Consider the following 16,508-nt stretch of genomic DNA (forward strand, 5'->3'; position numbering starts at 1 on the left):
GACCCGTCGGCCGTGCTGTCTCGCAGCACCATGCTTCGCGGCCCCTGGGTCCCCCCACAACCCCTAATCGAACGCGCATCCCCCCTACCGCCTTTTATCCATGAACAACATGGCCAGAATCCCCTCATTCCTCGGGGAACGGACAGCAAGGCCCGGAGTCGGGGGGCGAATTAGGGGTTCCACCGGGCGCAGCGGTGGATCAGGCTGTGAGGGGTACGGCCGCCGCGACCCGGCGGCCCGCATCCGGCACAGGTCCGGTGCGGGGTACGCAGGTCCGGTCAGGGACATAGGGGGCACCGGTGAGCCAGGACAGGCACGACGGCTCCACCGCCGCTCTCGGCGGCCCCTCCCACGGCGGCCGGCTCCTGGCCGTCAGCGACATCCACGTACGCCACCGACAGAACCGGGACATCGTCCAGGACCTGCACCCGGGCTGTGCCGAGGACTGGCTCATCGTCGCCGGAGACGTGGCCGAGAGCGTGGCCGACATCACCTGGGCGCTCTCCCTGCTCCGGGACCGGTTCGCCAAGGTGATCTGGGCGCCCGGCAACCACGAGCTGTGGACCGCGCCCGGCGACCCCGACGAACTGCGCGGCGAGCGCAAGTACCGGCACCTGGTGGACCTCTGCCGCGCCCTGGGAGTCGTCACCCCAGAGGACCCCTACCCCGTCTGGCACGGCGCGGGCGGTCCCGTGGCCGTCGCACCGCTCTTCCTCCTCTACGACTACAGCTTCCTGCCCCCGGGAGCCTGGTCGAAGAGCCACGCGCTGCGCCTGGCCGACGACGCCGGCGTGATCTGCACCGACGAGTTCCTGCTCCACCCGGACCCCTACCCGAGCCGTGAGGCCTGGTGCCGGGCCAGGGTGAGGGCCACCCGGGCCAGGCTCGACGCCCTGCCGGACGACCTGCCCACCGTCCTGGTCAACCACTTCCCGCTGGTCCGGGAGCCCACCCGCGTCCTCCGGCACCCCGAGTTCGCCCTGTGGTGCGGCACCACGGCGACGGCGGACTGGCACCTCCGGTACCGGGCGGCCGCGGTCGTCCACGGGCATCTGCACATTCCCCGGACGATCCGCTGCGACGACGTACCGCACCACGAGGTGTCCCTCGGCTACCCGCGGGAGTGGCAGCGGTACGGCCGGCGCCCGGACTGGCCGGTCCAGATCCTGACACCGGCACCGGCACCGGCACCGGCACCCGTGCCCGTACCCGTACCGGCACCGCCGGGCCACCGGACCGCGTCACCCGCGGACCGACGGCCATGATCGAGCAGCTGCTGCCGCCGCGCGTGCGGGCGCACGAGGTCTTCGCCGACGTCCCGGTCTCCTCGCTGCACCCCCGGGAGGCCGCCCTCGTCCAGGACGCCGTGGAGAGCCGCCGCCGGGAGTTCGCGACCGGCCGGCACTGCGCACGCCGGGCACTGGCCTCGCTCGGCGTCCCGCCCGGCCCGCTGCTCGCCACCCCGAGGGGCGCACCCCGCTGGCCCGCCGGTGTGTGCGGAGCGATCACCCACTGCGCCGGGTACCGCGCCGCCGCCGTCGCCCGCGCCCCCGGCATCAGGGCCGTCGGCATCGACGCGGAGCCCGACCGGCCGCTTCCGGAGGGAGTCCTGGAGGCCGTCGCGCTGCCCGCGGAGCAGTTCCAGGTCAAGGAGCACACGGCCCGGCACCCCGGTGTCGTCTGGGGAAAGCTGCTGTTCAGCGCGAAGGAGAGCGTCTACAAGGCGTGGTTCCCGGCGACCGGGCGGCCCCTGGGCTTCGAGGAGGCCCTGATCGACCTCGACCCCGTCAGCAGCACCTTCCGCGTACGGGTGCTCCCCACCGCCCTGCGCGCGGCCGAGCCGGAGCTGCGGGACCTTCACGGCCGCTGGCTCGTCCGGCACGGGATCATCGTCACGGCGGTCGTGGTGGACGGCCCCGGCCGGGACACACCGCACGCCCCGTCGCCGTACGACCGTACGAAGCACTCCGCGCCCACCGGCCGTTCCGCCGACCGGCCCGGCGGCCGGCCCACCGACCGCGCCACCGACCGCCCCACCGCATGACCGGCTACAGCACCGCCGCGGACGCCAACGCACGGTTCCGGCAGCTGGTCGGCAGCGGCACCCGGGCCGTACCGGTCGTCTTCGACCTGCCGACGCGCGCCGGACTCGACTCCGACGCGCCGGCGGCGCGCGGACTGGTCGGCCGGCGCGGGGTGGCCGTCGACTCGATCGACGACATGCGGGTGCTCTTCGGCGGGCTCCGCCTGGACCGGGTCGTCCCGTCGCTGGCCGTCGACGCCCCGGCGGCCCCCCTCCTCGTCCTCTACCAGCTGGTCGCCGAGGAGCACGGGGCACCGGCCCAGCGGCTGGCGGGGGCGGTCCGGGGCGACGTCTTCAAGGAGTTCCTCGCCCGCGGGCCCGGCGTCTTCCCGCTGCGGCCGTCCCTCCGTCTTGCCATGAACGTGTTCGCCTACTGCCAGGCCGAGCTGCCGCGCTGGCAGTGCCTGTCCGTGTGCGGCCACCATCTGGCCGGGACCGGCGCGGACCCGGCGCTGGAGGTCGCCTTCACCGTCGCCGGCGGCATCGAGTACCTGCGCGCGGCCGTGACGGCGGGCCTGGACGTGCGGACCGTCGCACCGCGCCTGACGCTCTGCCTCGTCGGCGGCACCACCGGCCGCGAGAACCGGGCCAAGCTACGGGCGACGCGCCGGGTGTGGACCAGGACGGCGAACGAGCGCTTCGGTTCGGGCCGGACCGCACCGCGCCTGTACGTCCGGACCCCCCGGGACGGCTTGGCCACCCTGGCGTGCACGGAGGACATCGAGGCCGGGGCGACCGCTCTGGTGGACCGGATCGAACGGCTCGGCGGGACGCTCACGGTCCTCGAACACGGCCTGGCCGGCCAACTGCTCGGCCGGCCCCACGGCGACCGGCCCGCCACGCCCCGGCCGCACCCGCCGCACCAGGACTCCCTCGACCTCCAGGCCCGGCAGACGGAGCGGCTGGCCAAGCTGCGCGCGTGGCGCGTCCAGCCCGCCGTCGACGAGGCCCTGCTACGGCTGCGGAAGGCCGCACAGGGCGACGACAACGTTCTCTACCCCATGCGGGAGGCGCTGGCGGCCAGGGCCACGGTGGGCGAGGTCTGCGACGCCCTGCGCTCGACGTGGGGGACGGGCCCCAGCGCCACCTGACTCCGACGCGGGCTCCTCAAGGGCCGCACGCCCCTCGGAGTCCGCAAGCCCGCCTCCGCAGAGGCCGCACGCCCCGCAGGAGCCGCACGCCCCTCTCGGGCCGCCCCTCACTTACGTCCCGTACCGCCCGACAGGCCGTGCGCCCGCTCGCGCTCGTGGGTCCGCTCGTGCGCCCGCTCGCGCTCGTGGGTCCGTGGGCTCGACGACAGCTCGGACAGCGCGGTGCTGCCGTGCAGCCCGAGGGCGCTCGGCTCGCGCGCCTCGGCGGCAGCGGCAGGCGCCGTCGCCGCACGGTCGCCGTGATCGCCGTCGACGGAAGCCTGAAGGCCGTCGAGGGCCGGCGCGGAGCCCGTCCTCGCCGCCCTCCGGCGCCGGTAGCGCGGCGGCACGACGTGCTCGGCCCAGCGCGGGGCGCGCGGCGTGAACCGCGGCAGCAGGAGCAGACCGAGCCCGAGGGCGCTGAGCGCGGCGATGCCCAGCACGATCCACATGGACGCCGAGTTGACGGAGTAGGCGAGCGCCCCGAAGGCGATCAGCGCCGACCAGAAGTACATGATCAGCACCGCGCGGCTGTGCGAGTGGCCGATTTCCAGCAGCCGGTGGTGCAGATGCCCGCGGTCCGCCGCGAACGGCGACTGACCGCGCCAGGTGCGCCGCACGATCGCCGACACCAGGTCGGCGGCCGGCACCGCGATGATCGTCAGCGGCAGCAGCAGCGGGATGTAGACGGGGACGGTCTGGTGGACCGTGTTGCGCTCGGAACCGGAGAACAGGTTCATCGCGTCGGGGTCGATCTGCCCGGTGATCGAGATGGCGCCCGCGGCGAGCACGAGCCCGATCAGCATCGAGCCCGAGTCACCCATGAAGATCCGCGCGGGATGCATGTTGTGCGGCAGGAAACCGAGGCACATGCCCATCAGGATCGCCGCGAAGAGGGTCGCCGGGGCGGCGGCCTCCAGTCCGTAGCCGTACCAGATCCGGTAGGCGTACATGAAGAACGCGGCGGACGCGATGCACACCATGCCGGCGGCGAGGCCGTCGAGCCCGTCGACGAAGTTCACGGCGTTGATGGTGATCACGACGAGCGCCACCGTCAGCAGGGTGCCCTGCCACTGGGTCAGGGCGAACAGCCCGAAGCCCGGGATGGGCAGCCACAGGATCGTCAGACCCTGCATGACCATGACGCCGGCGGCGATCATCTGGCCGCCCAGCTTGATCAGGGCGTCGATCTCGAACTTGTCGTCCAGGACGCCGATCAGCCAGATCAGCGCCGCTCCGGAGAGCAGCGCCCGGGGCTCGTTCGAGTCGGCGAAGACCTCGTTGAGGTTCTCCAGGTGGTCGGCGACCAGCAGACCGGCGCACAGACCGAAGAACATCGCGATCCCGCCGAGCCGGGGCGTGGGTTCCCGGTGCACGTCGCGCGCCCGGATTTCCGGCATGGCTCCGGCCACGATCGCGAACTTCCGTACCGGCCCTGTCAGCAGATACGTCACCGCGGCCGTGATGCAGAGCGTCAGCAGGTATTCACGCACAGGCTTCCCCACAGGTCTCGCTGGCCATCCTCAGCCCCACACCCTAGCTTCGCGTGCATATGGTTGAGGACTTCCGGGTAGCGACGATGGTTGCACGAGTGGCTGTGTACCAGGTCCCGTCCACCGTTCACCGGCCGGGATACGGCGGAAATCCACCAGCCAGCTCCCGCACTTCTTCACGTGCCGTCTTGCTGTCGGTCTCGTCCCGCAGCACGCCCGCGAACAGCTTGGCGACGCGGGCCATCTCGGTCTCGCCCATCCCCTGGGTGGTCAGCGCGGCCGTGCCGAGGCGCAGACCGCGGGCGTCGCCGTGAGGAAGGGCACAGGTGTCGAGGACCATGCCCGCGGCGGCCAACCGGCCGCGGGCGGTGCGGCCCTCCACGCCGAGCGGCGCGGGATCGACGGTCAGCAGGTGGGTGTCCGTGCCGCCGGTGGTGATCGCGAGCCCCTCGGCGGCCAGCCTCTCGGCGAGCACGCGCGCGTTGGCGACCACCTGACGGGCGTACGCGGCGAAAGCCGGGGTCGCCGCCTCGCCGAACGCGACGGCCTTGGCGGCGATGGTGTGCATCTGCGCGCCGCCCTGCGTGAACGGGAAGACGGCCCGGTCGATGCGCTCGGCCAGTTCACCGCCGCAGAGGATCATGCCGCCGCGGGGGCCGCGCAGCACCTTGTGGGTGGTGGCGCAGACGACATCGGCGTACGGCACCGGATTGGGCGCCGCTCCCCCGGCGACGAGCCCGATGGGGTGGGCGGCGTCGGCGATGAGATGGGCGCCCACCTCATCGGCGATCTCGCGGAACGCCGCGTAGTCGATGTGCCGGGGATAGGAGATGGATCCGCAGACGATGGCCTTCGGGCGGTGCGACCGTGCGAGGGTGCGCACCTGCTCGTAGTCGATGAGCCCGGTCTCGGCGTCCACCCCGTAGCCGACGAAGTCGAACCAGCGGCCGGAGAAGTTGGCGGGCGAGCCGTGCGTGAGATGGCCGCCGAACGGCAGGCCCATCGCGAGGACGGTGTCCCCGGGCCGCAGCAGCGCGGCGTACGCGGCGAGCACCGCGGACGAGCCGGAGTGCGACTGCACATTGGCGTGCGCGGCGCCGAACAGGGCCGTCGCCCGGTCGACGGCCAGGCGCTCGGCGACATCGACGAACTCGCAGCCGCCGTGGTACCGGGCACCGGGGTACCCCTCGGCGTACTTGTTGGCGAGCGGTGAGCCGAGGGCGGCGAGCACGGCCGGCGAGGTGAAGTTCTCGGCGGCGATCAGCTGCAACGTGGTCGACTGCCGGTCGAGCTCCCCGATGAGGATCTCGGCCAGCTCGGGATCCTGCCGACGAAGGGCCTCGAAGTCGGCCCCGGCGACGGCGGGCCGTACGGCTTCCGGTACATGCGTGACCGACATGGTGGGCTCCGGGCCTGAGCGGGGGTGAGCTACGTCCAATGTAGGCCCGGGGTGTGGGGTACGCCCGGTGTCTCACCCGCACGGGCGCACCCGACGGACGCGGGCGCACCCGAAAGAACCGGGCCGCCCCCGCGCACGCTCCCGTCACATCCGCGCGGGCACCCCCGTCAGCGCCGTCACCACCGGATCCAGCGCCTGATGTATCTCGTCCCCCACCGACCGGAAAAACGGCAACGGCGCACCGTACGGGTCATACACCTCGTCCGCCTCCGCCGTCGGCGCCAGCAACCACCCCCGCAACGCCGCCGCGGCCCGCACCAACGCCCGCGCGCGCTCCACCACACCGTCCTCCAGCGGAGGCAGCGTCGCCGGATCGATCGCCCGGACCAGGCGGGTGAACTCCTTCAGGGTGAAGGTGCGCAGGCCCGCCGAGTGGCCCATGGAGATGACCTGGGCGCGGTGGTCGCGGGTCGCCGTCAGGACCAGGTCGGCCCTGATGACGTGGTCGTCGAGGAGTTCGCGGCCCACGAAGCCGGAGGCGTCCGCGCCGAAGTCCGCGAGGACCGCCTCCGCGTTGGCCTCCATGGGCGCGCCCTCGTGGCCCCAGGTCCCCGCGCTCTCCACGATCAGCCCGCCCCACAGGGGGTCCCCGAGCCGGTCCGCCAGGGCATGACGGGTCAGCCGCTCGGTGATCGGCGAGCGGCACACGTTGCCGGTGCTGACGTGGAGGATGCGGAAGGAACCCCCAGAGAACCCATCGGCCCCTGTGATTCCCGTGCCTATGCCACGCCCCGCGTCAGGGGCTGTCAATTCGCCACCTCGAGGTCGGGTACGACCTTGCGCAGCTCCTCCGCCGACAGGGCCCCCTCGCGCAGCAGCAGCGGAATCTTGCCGCTCACGTCGACGATCGAGGAGGGAACGATGCCGGGGGTCGGGCCGCCGTCGAGGTAGACGGAGATGGAGTCGCCGAGCATCTCCTGCGCGGCGTCACAGTCCTCCGGCGCGGGGTGGCCCGTGAGGTTCGCGGAGGAGACCGCCATCGGGCCGACCTCCGACAGCAGTTCGAGCGCGACGGGGTGCAGCGGCATGCGCACGGCAACCGTGCCACGGGTGTCCCCCAGATCCCACTGGAGGGACGGCTGGTGCTTGGCGACGAGCGTGAGCGCGCCCGGCCAGAAGGCGTCGACCAGCTCCCAGGCCATCTCGGAGAAGTCCGTGACGAGCCCGTGCAGCGTGTTCGGGGAGCCGATGAGGACGGGGGTGGGCATGTTGCGGCCCCGGCCCTTGGACTGGAGGAGGTCGGCGACGGCCTCCGACGAGAACGCGTCGGCGCCCACGCCGTACACCGTGTCCGTCGGGAGCACCACGAGCTCGCCACGGCGGACGGCGGACGCGGCCTCGCGCAGACCGGTCGCGCGGTCGGTCGCGTCGTTGGTGTCGTATCGCCGAGCCATTAGCGGGCCTCCTCGTACACGTACTGCCGGCTTGAAGAAACGTCGGGCGTGCTCACGGCATCGCCCTGCGGGCCGTCGCGAAGCGCGGCCGGTTGTTGAGGTCCGGGTGGTCGGCCGCGTCGGCCCAGCCCCGCTCCTCGGTGAAGATCCACGGCACCTGGCCGCCCTGCGTGTCGGCGTGCTCGATGACGACGACGCCGCCGGGCCGCAGCAGTCGGTGCGCGGTGCGCTCGATGCCGCGGATGAGGTCGAGCCCGTCCTCTCCGGAGAACAGGGCGAGTTCGGGATCGTGGTCCCGCGCCTCGGGGGCGACGTACTCCCATTCGGTGAGCGGGATGTACGGCGGGTTGGAGATGACGAGGTCGACCTGGCCGTCGAGGTCGGGGAAGGCCTCCAGGGCGTCTCCCTGGCGCAGGTCGACCCTGGACCCCTCGACGTTCTTGCGGGTCCACCGGAGGGCGTCCTCGGACAGCTCCACGGCGTGCACGCGGGAGCGCGGCACCTCCTGCGCGAGGGCGAGCGCGATGGCGCCGGAGCCCGTACACAGGTCGACGATCAGCGGCTCGACGACATCCATGGCGCGTACGGCGTCTATGGCCCAGCCGACGACGGATTCGGTCTCCGGGCGTGGGACGAACACCCCCGGCCCCACCTGGAGTTCGAGGTAGCGGAAGTAGGCCAGCCCGGTGATGTGCTGGAGCGGCTCGCGGGCCTCGCGGCGCGCGATCATCTCCCAGTAGCGGGCGTCGAAGTCCGCGTCCTTGACGAGGTGCAGCTGGCCCCGCTTGACGCCGTGCACGAAGGCGGCGAGCTCCTCCGCGTCATTGCGCGGAGAGGGCACGCCGGCGTCGGCCAGCCGCTGGGTGGCCTGGGCCACTTCCGCGAGCAGCACGCTGCGGGGGTTTGGGGGTCGACCCCCAAAATGTTGCTGCACGCTGGTCCTCCGGGGCTGAGCTGTTGTCGTGTGCTGGGTACCGCTGTTACGCGGCGGCGAGCTTCGCGGCCGAGTCCGCGTCGACGCAGGCCTGGATCATCGCGTCGAGGTCCCCGTCGAGCACCTGGTCCAAGTTGTACGCCTTGAAGCCGACGCGGTGGTCCGAGATGCGATTCTCCGGGAAGTTGTACGTACGGATCTTCTCGGAGCGGTCGACGGTGCGGACCTGGCTGCGGCGGGCGTCCGCGGCCTCCCGCTCCGCTTCCTCCTGGGCCGCCGCGAGGAGCCTGGAGCGCAGGATACGCATCGCCTGCTCCTTGTTCTGCAACTGGCTCTTCTCGTTCTGGCAGGAGGCGACCACACCGGTGGGCAGGTGCGTGATGCGCACCGCGGAGTCGGTGGTGTTGACGGACTGGCCGCCGGGGCCCGACGAGCGGTAGACGTCGATCCGCAGGTCGTTCGCGTGGATCTCGACGTCGACCTCCTCGGCCTCGGGCGTGACCAGCACACCGGCGGCGGAGGTGTGGATACGGCCCTGCGACTCGGTCGACGGCACCCGCTGCACGCGGTGCACACCGCCCTCGTACTTCATCCGCGCCCACACGCCCTGGCCGGGCTCGGTGGCACCCTGGCCGCCCTTGGTCTTCACGGCGACCTGGACGTCCTTGTAGCCGCCGAGCTCGGACTCGGTGGAGTCGATGATCTCGGTCTTCCAGCCGACGCGCTCGGCGTAGCGCAGGTACATGCGCAGCAGATCGCCGGCGAAGAGGGCCGACTCGTCGCCGCCCGCGCCCGCCTTGATCTCGAGGATGACGTCCTTGTCGTCGCTGGGGTCACGCGGGACCAGCAGCAGCCGGAGCTTCTCGGTGAGCTCCTCGCGCTGCTTCTCCAGGTCCTTGACCTCGGCGGCGAAGTCGGGGTCGTCGGCGACGAACTCCTTCGCCGTCTCGATGTCGTCCCCGGTCTGCTTCCAGGAGCGGTACGTCGCGACGATCGGGGTCAGCTCGGCGTAGCGCTTGTTGAGCTTGCGCGCGTTGGCCTGGTCGGCGTGCACCGACGGGTCAGCGAGCTTCTTCTCCAGGTCGGCGTGCTCGCCGATGAGTTCCTCGACCGCCTCGAACATCTCCGGCTCCAATGGGCTGTCCCCCGCTCCGGTACGGGCGTGGGACGTAGGTACGGCATGGGGGTTCCCCCCGCTCGAGCGAAGTCGAGAACCTGGGGGAGGGTGGCTGCACCGCAAAGCGCCGGTCCCGATGCCCCCGGTACGGAGGCACCGGAGACCGGCGCTGTGGGCTCGCTACTTCTTGGCAGCGGCAGCCTTGCCGAAGCGGGCCTCGAAGCGGGCCACACGGCCACCGGTGTCGAGGATCTTCTGCTTGCCCGTGTAGAACGGGTGGCACTCGGAGCAGACCTCGGCGCGGACGGTGCCGCTGGAGATCGTGCTACGGGTGGTGAACGACGCGCCACAGGTGCAGCTGACCTGCGTCTCGACGTACTCGGGGTGGATGTCGCGCTTCAAGGTGTCTCCTAGTTTCGGGAGGGCGCCGGGTCGCCGCCGCGGGATGCGGGGGGCGTGAACCGGAGCCGACGTACCAGTCTGCCAGGACTGGGCGCATCCCCCAAAACCGGGGTGGGGGACGATCTATTCCCGAGGGCTTTTCGTGGCCTGTTCCCAAGGGTTTCGTGCGGCCTCCCAAGGGTTTTCGTGCGACCGGTCAGCCGGACGTCACGACACCCTTGGCGGAGCCGGTGGCCGTGCCGTGGGTGGCCGCCTTCGGGATGGCCCGGTCGTCCTTGAGTGCCTTCCAGATCAGCTGGGCCTTGGCCTTATCGACGAGGACGCGGTTGGCGTTCGCCGCGTCGTAGTGGACCGGCATCGTCACCATGTTCATGTGGGACGAGCTGATGCCCTTGAGTCCGCCGGCGAAAGACGCGAGGTCCTTGACGGAGGCCAGTTCGGAATCGGTGGTGACGGTCTTGGTCGCGGTGTCGGCGAGGTCGTACAGCTTCGTCGGGCTGGTCAGGACGCCGATGTGCTTGACCTGGTTGACCAGGGCCTTGATGAACGCCTGCTGGAGCTGGATGCGGCCGAGGTCGGAGCCGTCGCCGACGCCGTGCCGGGTGCGGACCAGGCCGAGCGCCTGCCGGCCGTCGAGCGTGTGAGTGCCGGCCTTCAGGTCGAGGTGGCTGTCCTTGTCGGCGATGTCCTTGGTGGTGGTCACCCGGACGCCACCGAGGTCGTCGATGAGGTCCTGGAAGCCGGAGAAGTCGACCTCGAGGTAGTGGTCCATGCGGATGCCGGTCATCGACTCGACGGTCTTCACCGCGCAGGCGGCGCCGCCGGTGGAGTACGCGGAGTTGAACATCGCGCTCGACGAGCCCGGGTACACGGTGCCCTTGCGGCCGGTGCACCGGGGGCGCTCGACGAGGGTGTCGCGCGGGATGGAGACCACGCTGGCCTTCTTGTGACCCCGGTAGATGTGCACGATCATCGCGGTGTCCGAGCGGGCGCTGCCGTCGTCGGTGCCGCCGCCCAGCTTCTTGTTGCTGCCGGAGCGCGTGTCCGAGCCGAGGACCAGGATGTTCTCGGAGCCGTCGTCGACCTTCAGCGGCCGGTCGGTGCCGAGGGCCTGGTTGATGTCGACGCTCTTGATGTTGCCGTTGAGCTTGAAGTAGAGGTAGCCGGCGCCGGTCCCCCCGAGGACGACGACGCCCGCGGCCGCCCAGGCCGTGATGAGCAGGGCCTTGCGGCGCGTGCCGGGGGGCTTTCTGCGGCGCCCCTTGGCGCGGCGGCGCGGGCCCTCGGTGCCGGTGCTCCCCGGTATGCCGGGTTCCGGCGTGCTCTCGGCAGACATGTGCTCCTCAGTCCTGTGTCGGTCGGTTATCCCCTGCTTTCAGGGCCAGGCCCGGTCTGTCGTGACGCGTACCGCTTCGTGGTCACTCCGTACGGTCAGACGGGGAAACTCGGGAAAGGGTTGCACAACGCAGTGTGTCCAGTGTGTGCGGATTTAGTGACGCCCAGTGACTGTGCGAGTCGGCGATACGGGGCTCACCTGCGGTTTCGCGGGAGTTTGCGGAGCGGTGCGAAGGCCCCGGCGGACGGGCCGCCTGTGGCAAAGGTCTCCGCGGGACGTACGCACGTGCAACGGAAAAGGGCCGCCCCCGGCACCGGTCGGTCGGTGTCGGGGGCGGCCCCTCTGAAGCAGACGCGTCAGTCGTTGCCGTTGCCCGGCATCGGCGTCGTCTTCTGAATCTGGAGCAGGAACTCGGCGTTCGACTTCGTCTGCTTCATCTTGTCGAGCAGCAGCTCGATCGCCTGCTGCTGGTCGAGCGCGTGCAGCACGCGACGCAGCTTCCAGGTGATGGCGAGCTCGTCGCTGCCGAGCAGGATCTCTTCCTTACGGGTGCCGGACGCATCGACGTCCACCGCCGGGAAGATGCGCTTGTCGGCGAGCTTCCGGTCGAGCTTGAGCTCCGCGTTGCCGGTGCCCTTGAACTCCTCGAAGATCACCTCGTCCATGCGCGAGCCGGTGTCGACGAGCGCGGTGGCCAGGATGGTCAGCGAGCCGCCGTCCTCGATGTTGCGCGCGGCACCGAAGAAGCGCTTCGGCGGGTACAGCGCGGTCGAGTCGACACCACCGGACAGGATGCGGCCGGAGGCGGGCGCGGCGAGGTTGTACGCACGGCCCAGACGCGTGATCGAGTCGAGCAGGACGACCACGTCGTGGCCCAGCTCCACCAGCCGCTTGGCGCGCTCGATGGCGAGCTCGGCGACCGTGGTGTGGTCCTCGGCCGGGCGGTCGAAGGTCGAGGAGATGACCTCGCCCTTCACCGACCGCTGCATGTCGGTGACCTCTTCCGGACGCTCGTCGACCAGGACGACCATCAGGTGGCACTCGGGGTTGTTGGTCGTGATCGCGTTGGCGATCGCCTGCATGATCATGGTCTTGCCGGTCTTCGGCGGGGCCACGATCAGACCGCGCTGGCCCTTACCGATCGGCGCGACGAGGTCGATGATGCGGGTCGTCAGCACGCCCGGGTCGGTCTCCAGGCGGAGCCGGTCCTGCGGGTAAAGGGGCGTCAGCTTGTTGAACTCCGGTCGCCCGCGCCCGGATTCGGGCGCCATGCCGTTGACCGAGTCGAGGCGGACGAGCGCGTTGAACTTCTCGCGCCGCTCGCCGTCCTTGGGCTGACGGACCGCGCCGGTGACGTGGTCGCCCTTGCGCAGGCCGTTCTTGCGGACCTGGGCGAGGGAGACGTACACGTCGTTCGGACCCGGCAGGTAGCCGGACGTCCGGATGAACGCGTAGTTGTCGAGGATGTCCAGGATGCCCGCGACGGGGATCAGGACGTCGTCGTCGGCGACCTGCGGCTCGTTGGCGCCGAACTCGTCGCGGCCACGGCGGCCACGGCGGTCCCGGTAACGACCGCGGCGACCGCGGCGGCCACCCTCGAAGTCGTCGTCGTCCTGCGGGCCGTTGTCACGCTGACGGTCCTGGCGGTCCTGGCGGCCGGTGGCCTGCTGCTGGCCGCCGCCGCGCTGCTGGCCGCCCTGGCCCTGCTGCTCGTCGCCCTTGTTGCCACGGCGGTCGCGGTCCCGGCCGCGGTCCCCGCGGTCGCCCCGCTCTCCACGGTCTCCACGGTCGCCCCGCTCTCCACGGTCTCCGCGGTCGCCACGGTCACGGCGGTCGCGGCGGCCCTGACGGCCCTCGCCGCCGTCGGCGGCGTCGCCCTTGGCCTCGCCGGCGGGCGTCTCGGCCTTCGGCTCGCTCTTCGCCTCGGCGGCGACCGTCTCGGGGCTGCCGGCCTCGGCGGTGGCACGGCGCCGGCGGCGCTCGGCCGGGGCGTCCTCGCTGGCGGGCTGGCCGGGGATCTCGATCTGCTGCTGCGCCACGGCCTTCTCGGCGGCGGGCTTCGCGGCCCGCTCCGCCTTCTCGGCGGGGGCGGCGTCGTCGCCCGTACGAGCCTTGGAGGTGGCACGGCGCTTGGGCTTGGTCTCGGTGGCGTCCGCGGCGGACGCTGCCGCCTTGGCCGGGGCGCCGCCGCCCGCCTGCGCCTCCTTGATGACCTCGATCAGCTGGCTCTTGCGCATCCGCGCGGTGCCCCTGATGCCGAGGCCGGATGCGACCTGCTGCAGCTCGGCCAGCACCATGCCCTCGAGGCCGGTACCGCGGCGCCGCCGGGAGCCGGCACCGGTGGCAGGCGCGGAGGCGTCCGTGGCGGGCGCGGCAGCGGTCTCCTCGACACGTGCGCCCATCAGATCGGTGGTGTCGCTCACGAAGGGTCCTTCCCTGGAGCGGACGTCGGCCTGTCTGGCTCGGCGACCGGTTGTGCTGTCCGGCTTTGGTCCTGTCTGTGTGGACCGTGCCGGGGCGGTGGACCGCCAAAGTGGCGGAAGAGAATTTCTGGTGATGGCGCTTTCCCGGGCCGTGGCACTGGAGTGTCGGTGTCACGCGGCTGGGTCACGCCGATTCCGGAGCGTGCTCGACAAACCGCTCAGCGTCCGCGTACGACGTACGCGATGACGTACGGAACACAATGCGGCTTGGGAGGCTCCCGGAAGAATGGTTGTCCCGGACGGGGACACGAAGCACCTCGCCATGGCGGGGTCGGGTGCAGACTTGAGGTTAACACTACCGGATCCAACAAACATTCCCCCTCTCCAAACCCGGCAACCGTATGCAGTTCGGCAGGTCTCTAGGCGGCAAGCGGCAGCACGCTCGCTCCCCGGGCGTCGAGGCTCAGCCGGTTGGCGGCCCAGCCCTCGCCCGCCAGACGGGCGACCTTGTCGGCCGACGCCTCGTCGGCCAGCGCCAGGACCGTGGGTCCGGCCCCGGAGATCACCGCGGGGATGCCGTCGGCCCGCAGCCGCTCCACCAGCGCCATGCTCTCCGGCATGGCCGGGGCGCGGTACTCCTGGTGCAGCCGGTCCTCCGTGGCGGGCAGCAGCAGCTCGGGGCGCCTGGTCAGGGCCTCGACGAGCAGTGCGGCACGGCCCGCGTTGGCGGCGGCGTCGACATGCGGGACGCTGCGCGGGAGCAGTCCGCGCGCGGTCTCGGTCAGGACCGCCTTTCCGGGCACGAAAACCACCGGAACGATGGAATCGGCAGGCTCCATCCTGATGGCGCGCGCGGCGCCGCCCTCCATCCAGGAGAGCGTGAAACCACCGAGGAGACAGGCCGCGACATTGTCGGGGTGTCCCTCGATCTCGGTGGCGAGCTCGAGCAGGGCGGTGTCGTCCAACTTCCCGTCCCCGCCTATGGTCACGGCTCGCGCGGCGACGATGCCGGCGCAGATGGCGGCCGACGAGGAGCCGAGGCCACGGCCGTGTGGAATGCGGTTGGCGCAAACGATCTCAAGGCCGCGCGGCTGGCCGCCCAGCAGATCGAAGGCGGTGCGCAGGGAGCGGGCGAGGAGATGCCTCTCGTCGCGCGGGAGCGTCTCGCTGCCCTCACCCGCGATGTCGATGTGCAGCCCGGAGTCGGCCACCCGGACGACCACGTCGTCGTACAGACCCAGCGACAGGCCCAGGGCGTCGAAGCCCGGACCGAGGTTGGCGCTGGTGGCGGGGACGCGCACCCGGACGGCGGCGGCACGGAACGCTGGACCGGCCATCGCTCGATGACTCTCCTTGAGCTGCGGGATTGTCGAATGACATTCGCTACGACATTGGATACGTACACGGAGACCCTGAGGCCGCAATGACGGCGCGGCACCGCGGCATATGCGGCGGGCGGGTTCAGTACAGCCTATCGAAGGAAGGTTCTGTGGCGACATAGGGCGCACGGGAGGCGCACGATGCGTGTCGTAAGCCCCCCGTGCACCCCTCATGGGGTGCAGCATGGGGTTACCGGGGGTTACCCCCCAAAACCCCTGCCTGTACCGCCCACCCCTACCGCCCGGGCGAACCGTTCGAGCCGCCTGAACCGCTCGAACCGCCCGGGCGAACCGTTTACGCGAGCCCGAGCCGCTCGGCCGCCGTGGCCGCGTCGACCGGGACCGTGACCGGCTGCGGAGCGCCCGCGACGGCCCAGTCGGGGTCCTTGAGGCCGTTGCCGGTGACCGTGCAGACGATGGTCTGGCCCGGGTCGACCTTGCCCTGCTCGGCGGCCTTCAGCAGACCGGCGACGGACGCGGCGGACGCGGGCTCGACGAAGACGCCCTCCTGCGCGGCCAACAGCCGGTAGGCGCGCAGAATCTCACGGTCCGTCACCTCGTCGATGAAACCGCCGGATTCGTCCTTCGCCGCCAGCGCGAACTTCCAGGACGCCGGGTTGCCGATACGGATCGCGGTGGCGATGGTCGACGGGTCCTTGACGACCTCGCCACGCACGATCGGGGCGGAGCCGGATGCCTGGAAGCCCCACATACGGGGCTTGTGGCGGGCGATGCCGTCGGCGGCGTACTCCTGATAGCCCTTCCAGTACGCGGTGATGTTGCCCGCGTTGCCGACCGGGAGGACGTGGATGTCGGGCGCGTCACCGAGCATGTCGACGATCTCGAACGCCGCGGTCTTCTGCCCCTCGATACGCACCGGGTTGACCGAATTGACCAGCGCCACCGGGTAGTTGTCGGACAGGTTGCGCGCGAGGGTGAGGCAGTCGTCGAAGTTGCCATCGACCTGGAGGATCTTCGCGCCGTGCACGAGGGCCTGGCCCATCTTGCCGAGGGCGATCTTGCCCTGCGGGACGAGCACGGCGCAGACCATGCCCGCGCGTACGGCGTACGCGGCGGCGGAGGCCGACGTGTTGCCGGTGGAGGCGCAGATGACCGCCTTCGCGCCCTCCTCCTTGGCCCGCGTGATGGCCATGGTCATGCCGCGGTCCTTGAAGGACCCGGTGGGGTTGGCGCCCTCCACCTTGAGGTGGACCTCGCAGCCCGTGCGCTCGGAGAGCACCTGCGCGGGCACGAGCGGCGTCCCGCCCTCACGGAGCGTCACGACCGGCGTACTGTCGGAGACGGGCAGCCGGTCCCGGTACTCCTCGATGATTCCGCGCCACTGGTGGGTCATTGCT

General features: G+C 71.4%; 13 protein-coding genes and 1 pseudogene. 3 read left to right on the plus strand and 11 right to left on the minus strand.

Annotated features, from left to right (window positions below; genetic code table 11):
• Positions 1–299: 299 nt before the first annotated feature.
• The 3 genes and pseudogenes from GTY58_RS15240 to GTY58_RS41350 all read left to right on the plus strand — a co-directional run bounded on the left by GTY58_RS15240 (position 300) and on the right by GTY58_RS41350 (position 3,174).
• Positions 300–1,265 carry a metallophosphoesterase gene (locus GTY58_RS15240; protein ID WP_010984336.1) on the plus strand — a complete coding sequence of 322 codons (966 nt, stop codon included), beginning with the start codon at positions 300–302 and terminating at the stop codon, positions 1,263–1,265.
• A pseudogene (locus GTY58_RS41345) lies at positions 1,262–1,741 on the plus strand (4'-phosphopantetheinyl transferase superfamily protein); the annotation flags it as partial. The gene GTY58_RS15240 and the pseudogene GTY58_RS41345, both read left to right, overlap by 4 nt.
• Positions 1,726–3,174 (plus strand): methylmalonyl-CoA mutase family protein, encoded by a 1,449-nt coding sequence (locus GTY58_RS41350; RefSeq protein ID WP_255344778.1) that lies wholly within the window; start codon positions 1,726–1,728, stop codon positions 3,172–3,174. The pseudogene GTY58_RS41345 and the gene GTY58_RS41350, both read left to right, overlap by 16 nt.
• A 107-nt stretch (positions 3,175–3,281) precedes the next feature.
• Here the strand turns inward: GTY58_RS41350 and GTY58_RS15255 are convergent, their stop codons facing one another.
• The 11 genes from GTY58_RS15255 to thrC all read right to left on the minus strand — a co-directional run bounded on the left by GTY58_RS15255 (position 3,282) and on the right by thrC (position 16,504).
• The gene (locus tag GTY58_RS15255) at positions 3,282–4,706 is read right to left on the minus strand and encodes an MraY family glycosyltransferase (protein WP_010984339.1); all 1,425 of its coding nucleotides are present in this window, start codon (positions 4,704–4,706) and stop codon (positions 3,282–3,284) included.
• A 127-nt stretch (positions 4,707–4,833) separates the two neighbouring features.
• The gene (glyA, locus tag GTY58_RS15260) at positions 4,834–6,105 is read right to left on the minus strand and encodes a serine hydroxymethyltransferase (protein ID WP_010984340.1); all 1,272 of its coding nucleotides are present in this window, start codon (positions 6,103–6,105) and stop codon (positions 4,834–4,836) included.
• Between the two features lie 144 nt (positions 6,106–6,249).
• A complete protein-coding gene (locus GTY58_RS15265) occupies positions 6,250–6,888 on the minus strand; it encodes a protein-tyrosine-phosphatase (RefSeq protein ID WP_242432320.1) in 639 nt (212 codons plus the stop codon).
• 23 nt (positions 6,889–6,911) lie between these two features.
• Positions 6,912–7,559 carry an L-threonylcarbamoyladenylate synthase gene (locus GTY58_RS15270; protein WP_010984342.1) on the minus strand — a complete coding sequence of 216 codons (648 nt, stop codon included), beginning with the start codon at positions 7,557–7,559 and terminating at the stop codon, positions 6,912–6,914.
• Between the two features lie 52 nt (positions 7,560–7,611).
• The gene (gene prmC / locus GTY58_RS15275) at positions 7,612–8,451 is read right to left on the minus strand and encodes a peptide chain release factor N(5)-glutamine methyltransferase (protein WP_037648928.1); all 840 of its coding nucleotides are present in this window, start codon (positions 8,449–8,451) and stop codon (positions 7,612–7,614) included.
• 88 nt (positions 8,452–8,539) lie between these two features.
• Positions 8,540–9,616, minus strand: coding sequence for a peptide chain release factor 1 (prfA, locus tag GTY58_RS15280; protein WP_010984344.1), 1,077 nt, complete (start codon positions 9,614–9,616; stop codon positions 8,540–8,542).
• A 174-nt stretch (positions 9,617–9,790) separates the two neighbouring features.
• Positions 9,791–10,012: a 50S ribosomal protein L31 gene (gene rpmE, locus GTY58_RS15285; RefSeq protein ID WP_010984345.1), complete on the minus strand. Its 222-nt coding sequence runs from the start codon at positions 10,010–10,012 to the stop codon at positions 9,791–9,793.
• A 196-nt stretch (positions 10,013–10,208) separates the two neighbouring features.
• Positions 10,209–11,348 (minus strand): LCP family protein, encoded by a 1,140-nt coding sequence (locus GTY58_RS15290; RefSeq protein WP_010984346.1) that lies wholly within the window; start codon positions 11,346–11,348, stop codon positions 10,209–10,211.
• A 356-nt stretch (positions 11,349–11,704) separates the two neighbouring features.
• Positions 11,705–13,771 carry a transcription termination factor Rho gene (gene rho, locus GTY58_RS15295; RefSeq protein WP_010984347.1) on the minus strand — a complete coding sequence of 689 codons (2,067 nt, stop codon included), beginning with the start codon at positions 13,769–13,771 and terminating at the stop codon, positions 11,705–11,707.
• Positions 13,772–14,190: 419 nt separating this feature from the next.
• Positions 14,191–15,108 (minus strand): homoserine kinase, encoded by a 918-nt coding sequence (gene thrB, locus GTY58_RS15300; RefSeq protein ID WP_010984348.1) that lies wholly within the window; start codon positions 15,106–15,108, stop codon positions 14,191–14,193.
• 337 nt (positions 15,109–15,445) lie between these two features.
• Positions 15,446–16,504: a threonine synthase gene (gene thrC / locus GTY58_RS15305; protein WP_010984349.1), complete on the minus strand. Its 1,059-nt coding sequence runs from the start codon at positions 16,502–16,504 to the stop codon at positions 15,446–15,448.
• Positions 16,505–16,508 lie beyond the last annotated feature (4 nt).

Origin of the sequence: Streptomyces sp. SID5469, assembly GCF_009862865.1 — a bacterium.
Taxonomy (GTDB): Bacteria; Actinomycetota; Actinomycetes; order Streptomycetales; family Streptomycetaceae; genus Streptomyces; species Streptomyces avermitilis.

What these genes read in the sequence shown, in the direction of transcription:
- glyA (WP_010984340.1), bottom strand. Translation starts at nt 6,105, where the DNA reads ATGTCGGTCACGCATGTACCGGAAGCCGTACGGCCCGCCGTCGCCGGG.
- GTY58_RS15270 (WP_010984342.1), bottom strand. Translation starts at nt 7,559, where the DNA reads ATGGCTCGGCGATACGACACCAACGACGCGACCGACCGCGCGACCGGT.
- prfA (WP_010984344.1), bottom strand. Translation starts at nt 9,616, where the DNA reads ATGTTCGAGGCGGTCGAGGAACTCATCGGCGAGCACGCCGACCTGGAG.
- GTY58_RS15290 (WP_010984346.1), bottom strand. Translation starts at nt 11,348, where the DNA reads ATGTCTGCCGAGAGCACGCCGGAACCCGGCATACCGGGGAGCACCGGC.
- thrB (WP_010984348.1), bottom strand. Translation starts at nt 15,108, where the DNA reads ATGGCCGGTCCAGCGTTCCGTGCCGCCGCCGTCCGGGTGCGCGTCCCC.
- thrC (WP_010984349.1), bottom strand. Translation starts at nt 16,504, where the DNA reads ATGACCCACCAGTGGCGCGGAATCATCGAGGAGTACCGGGACCGGCTG.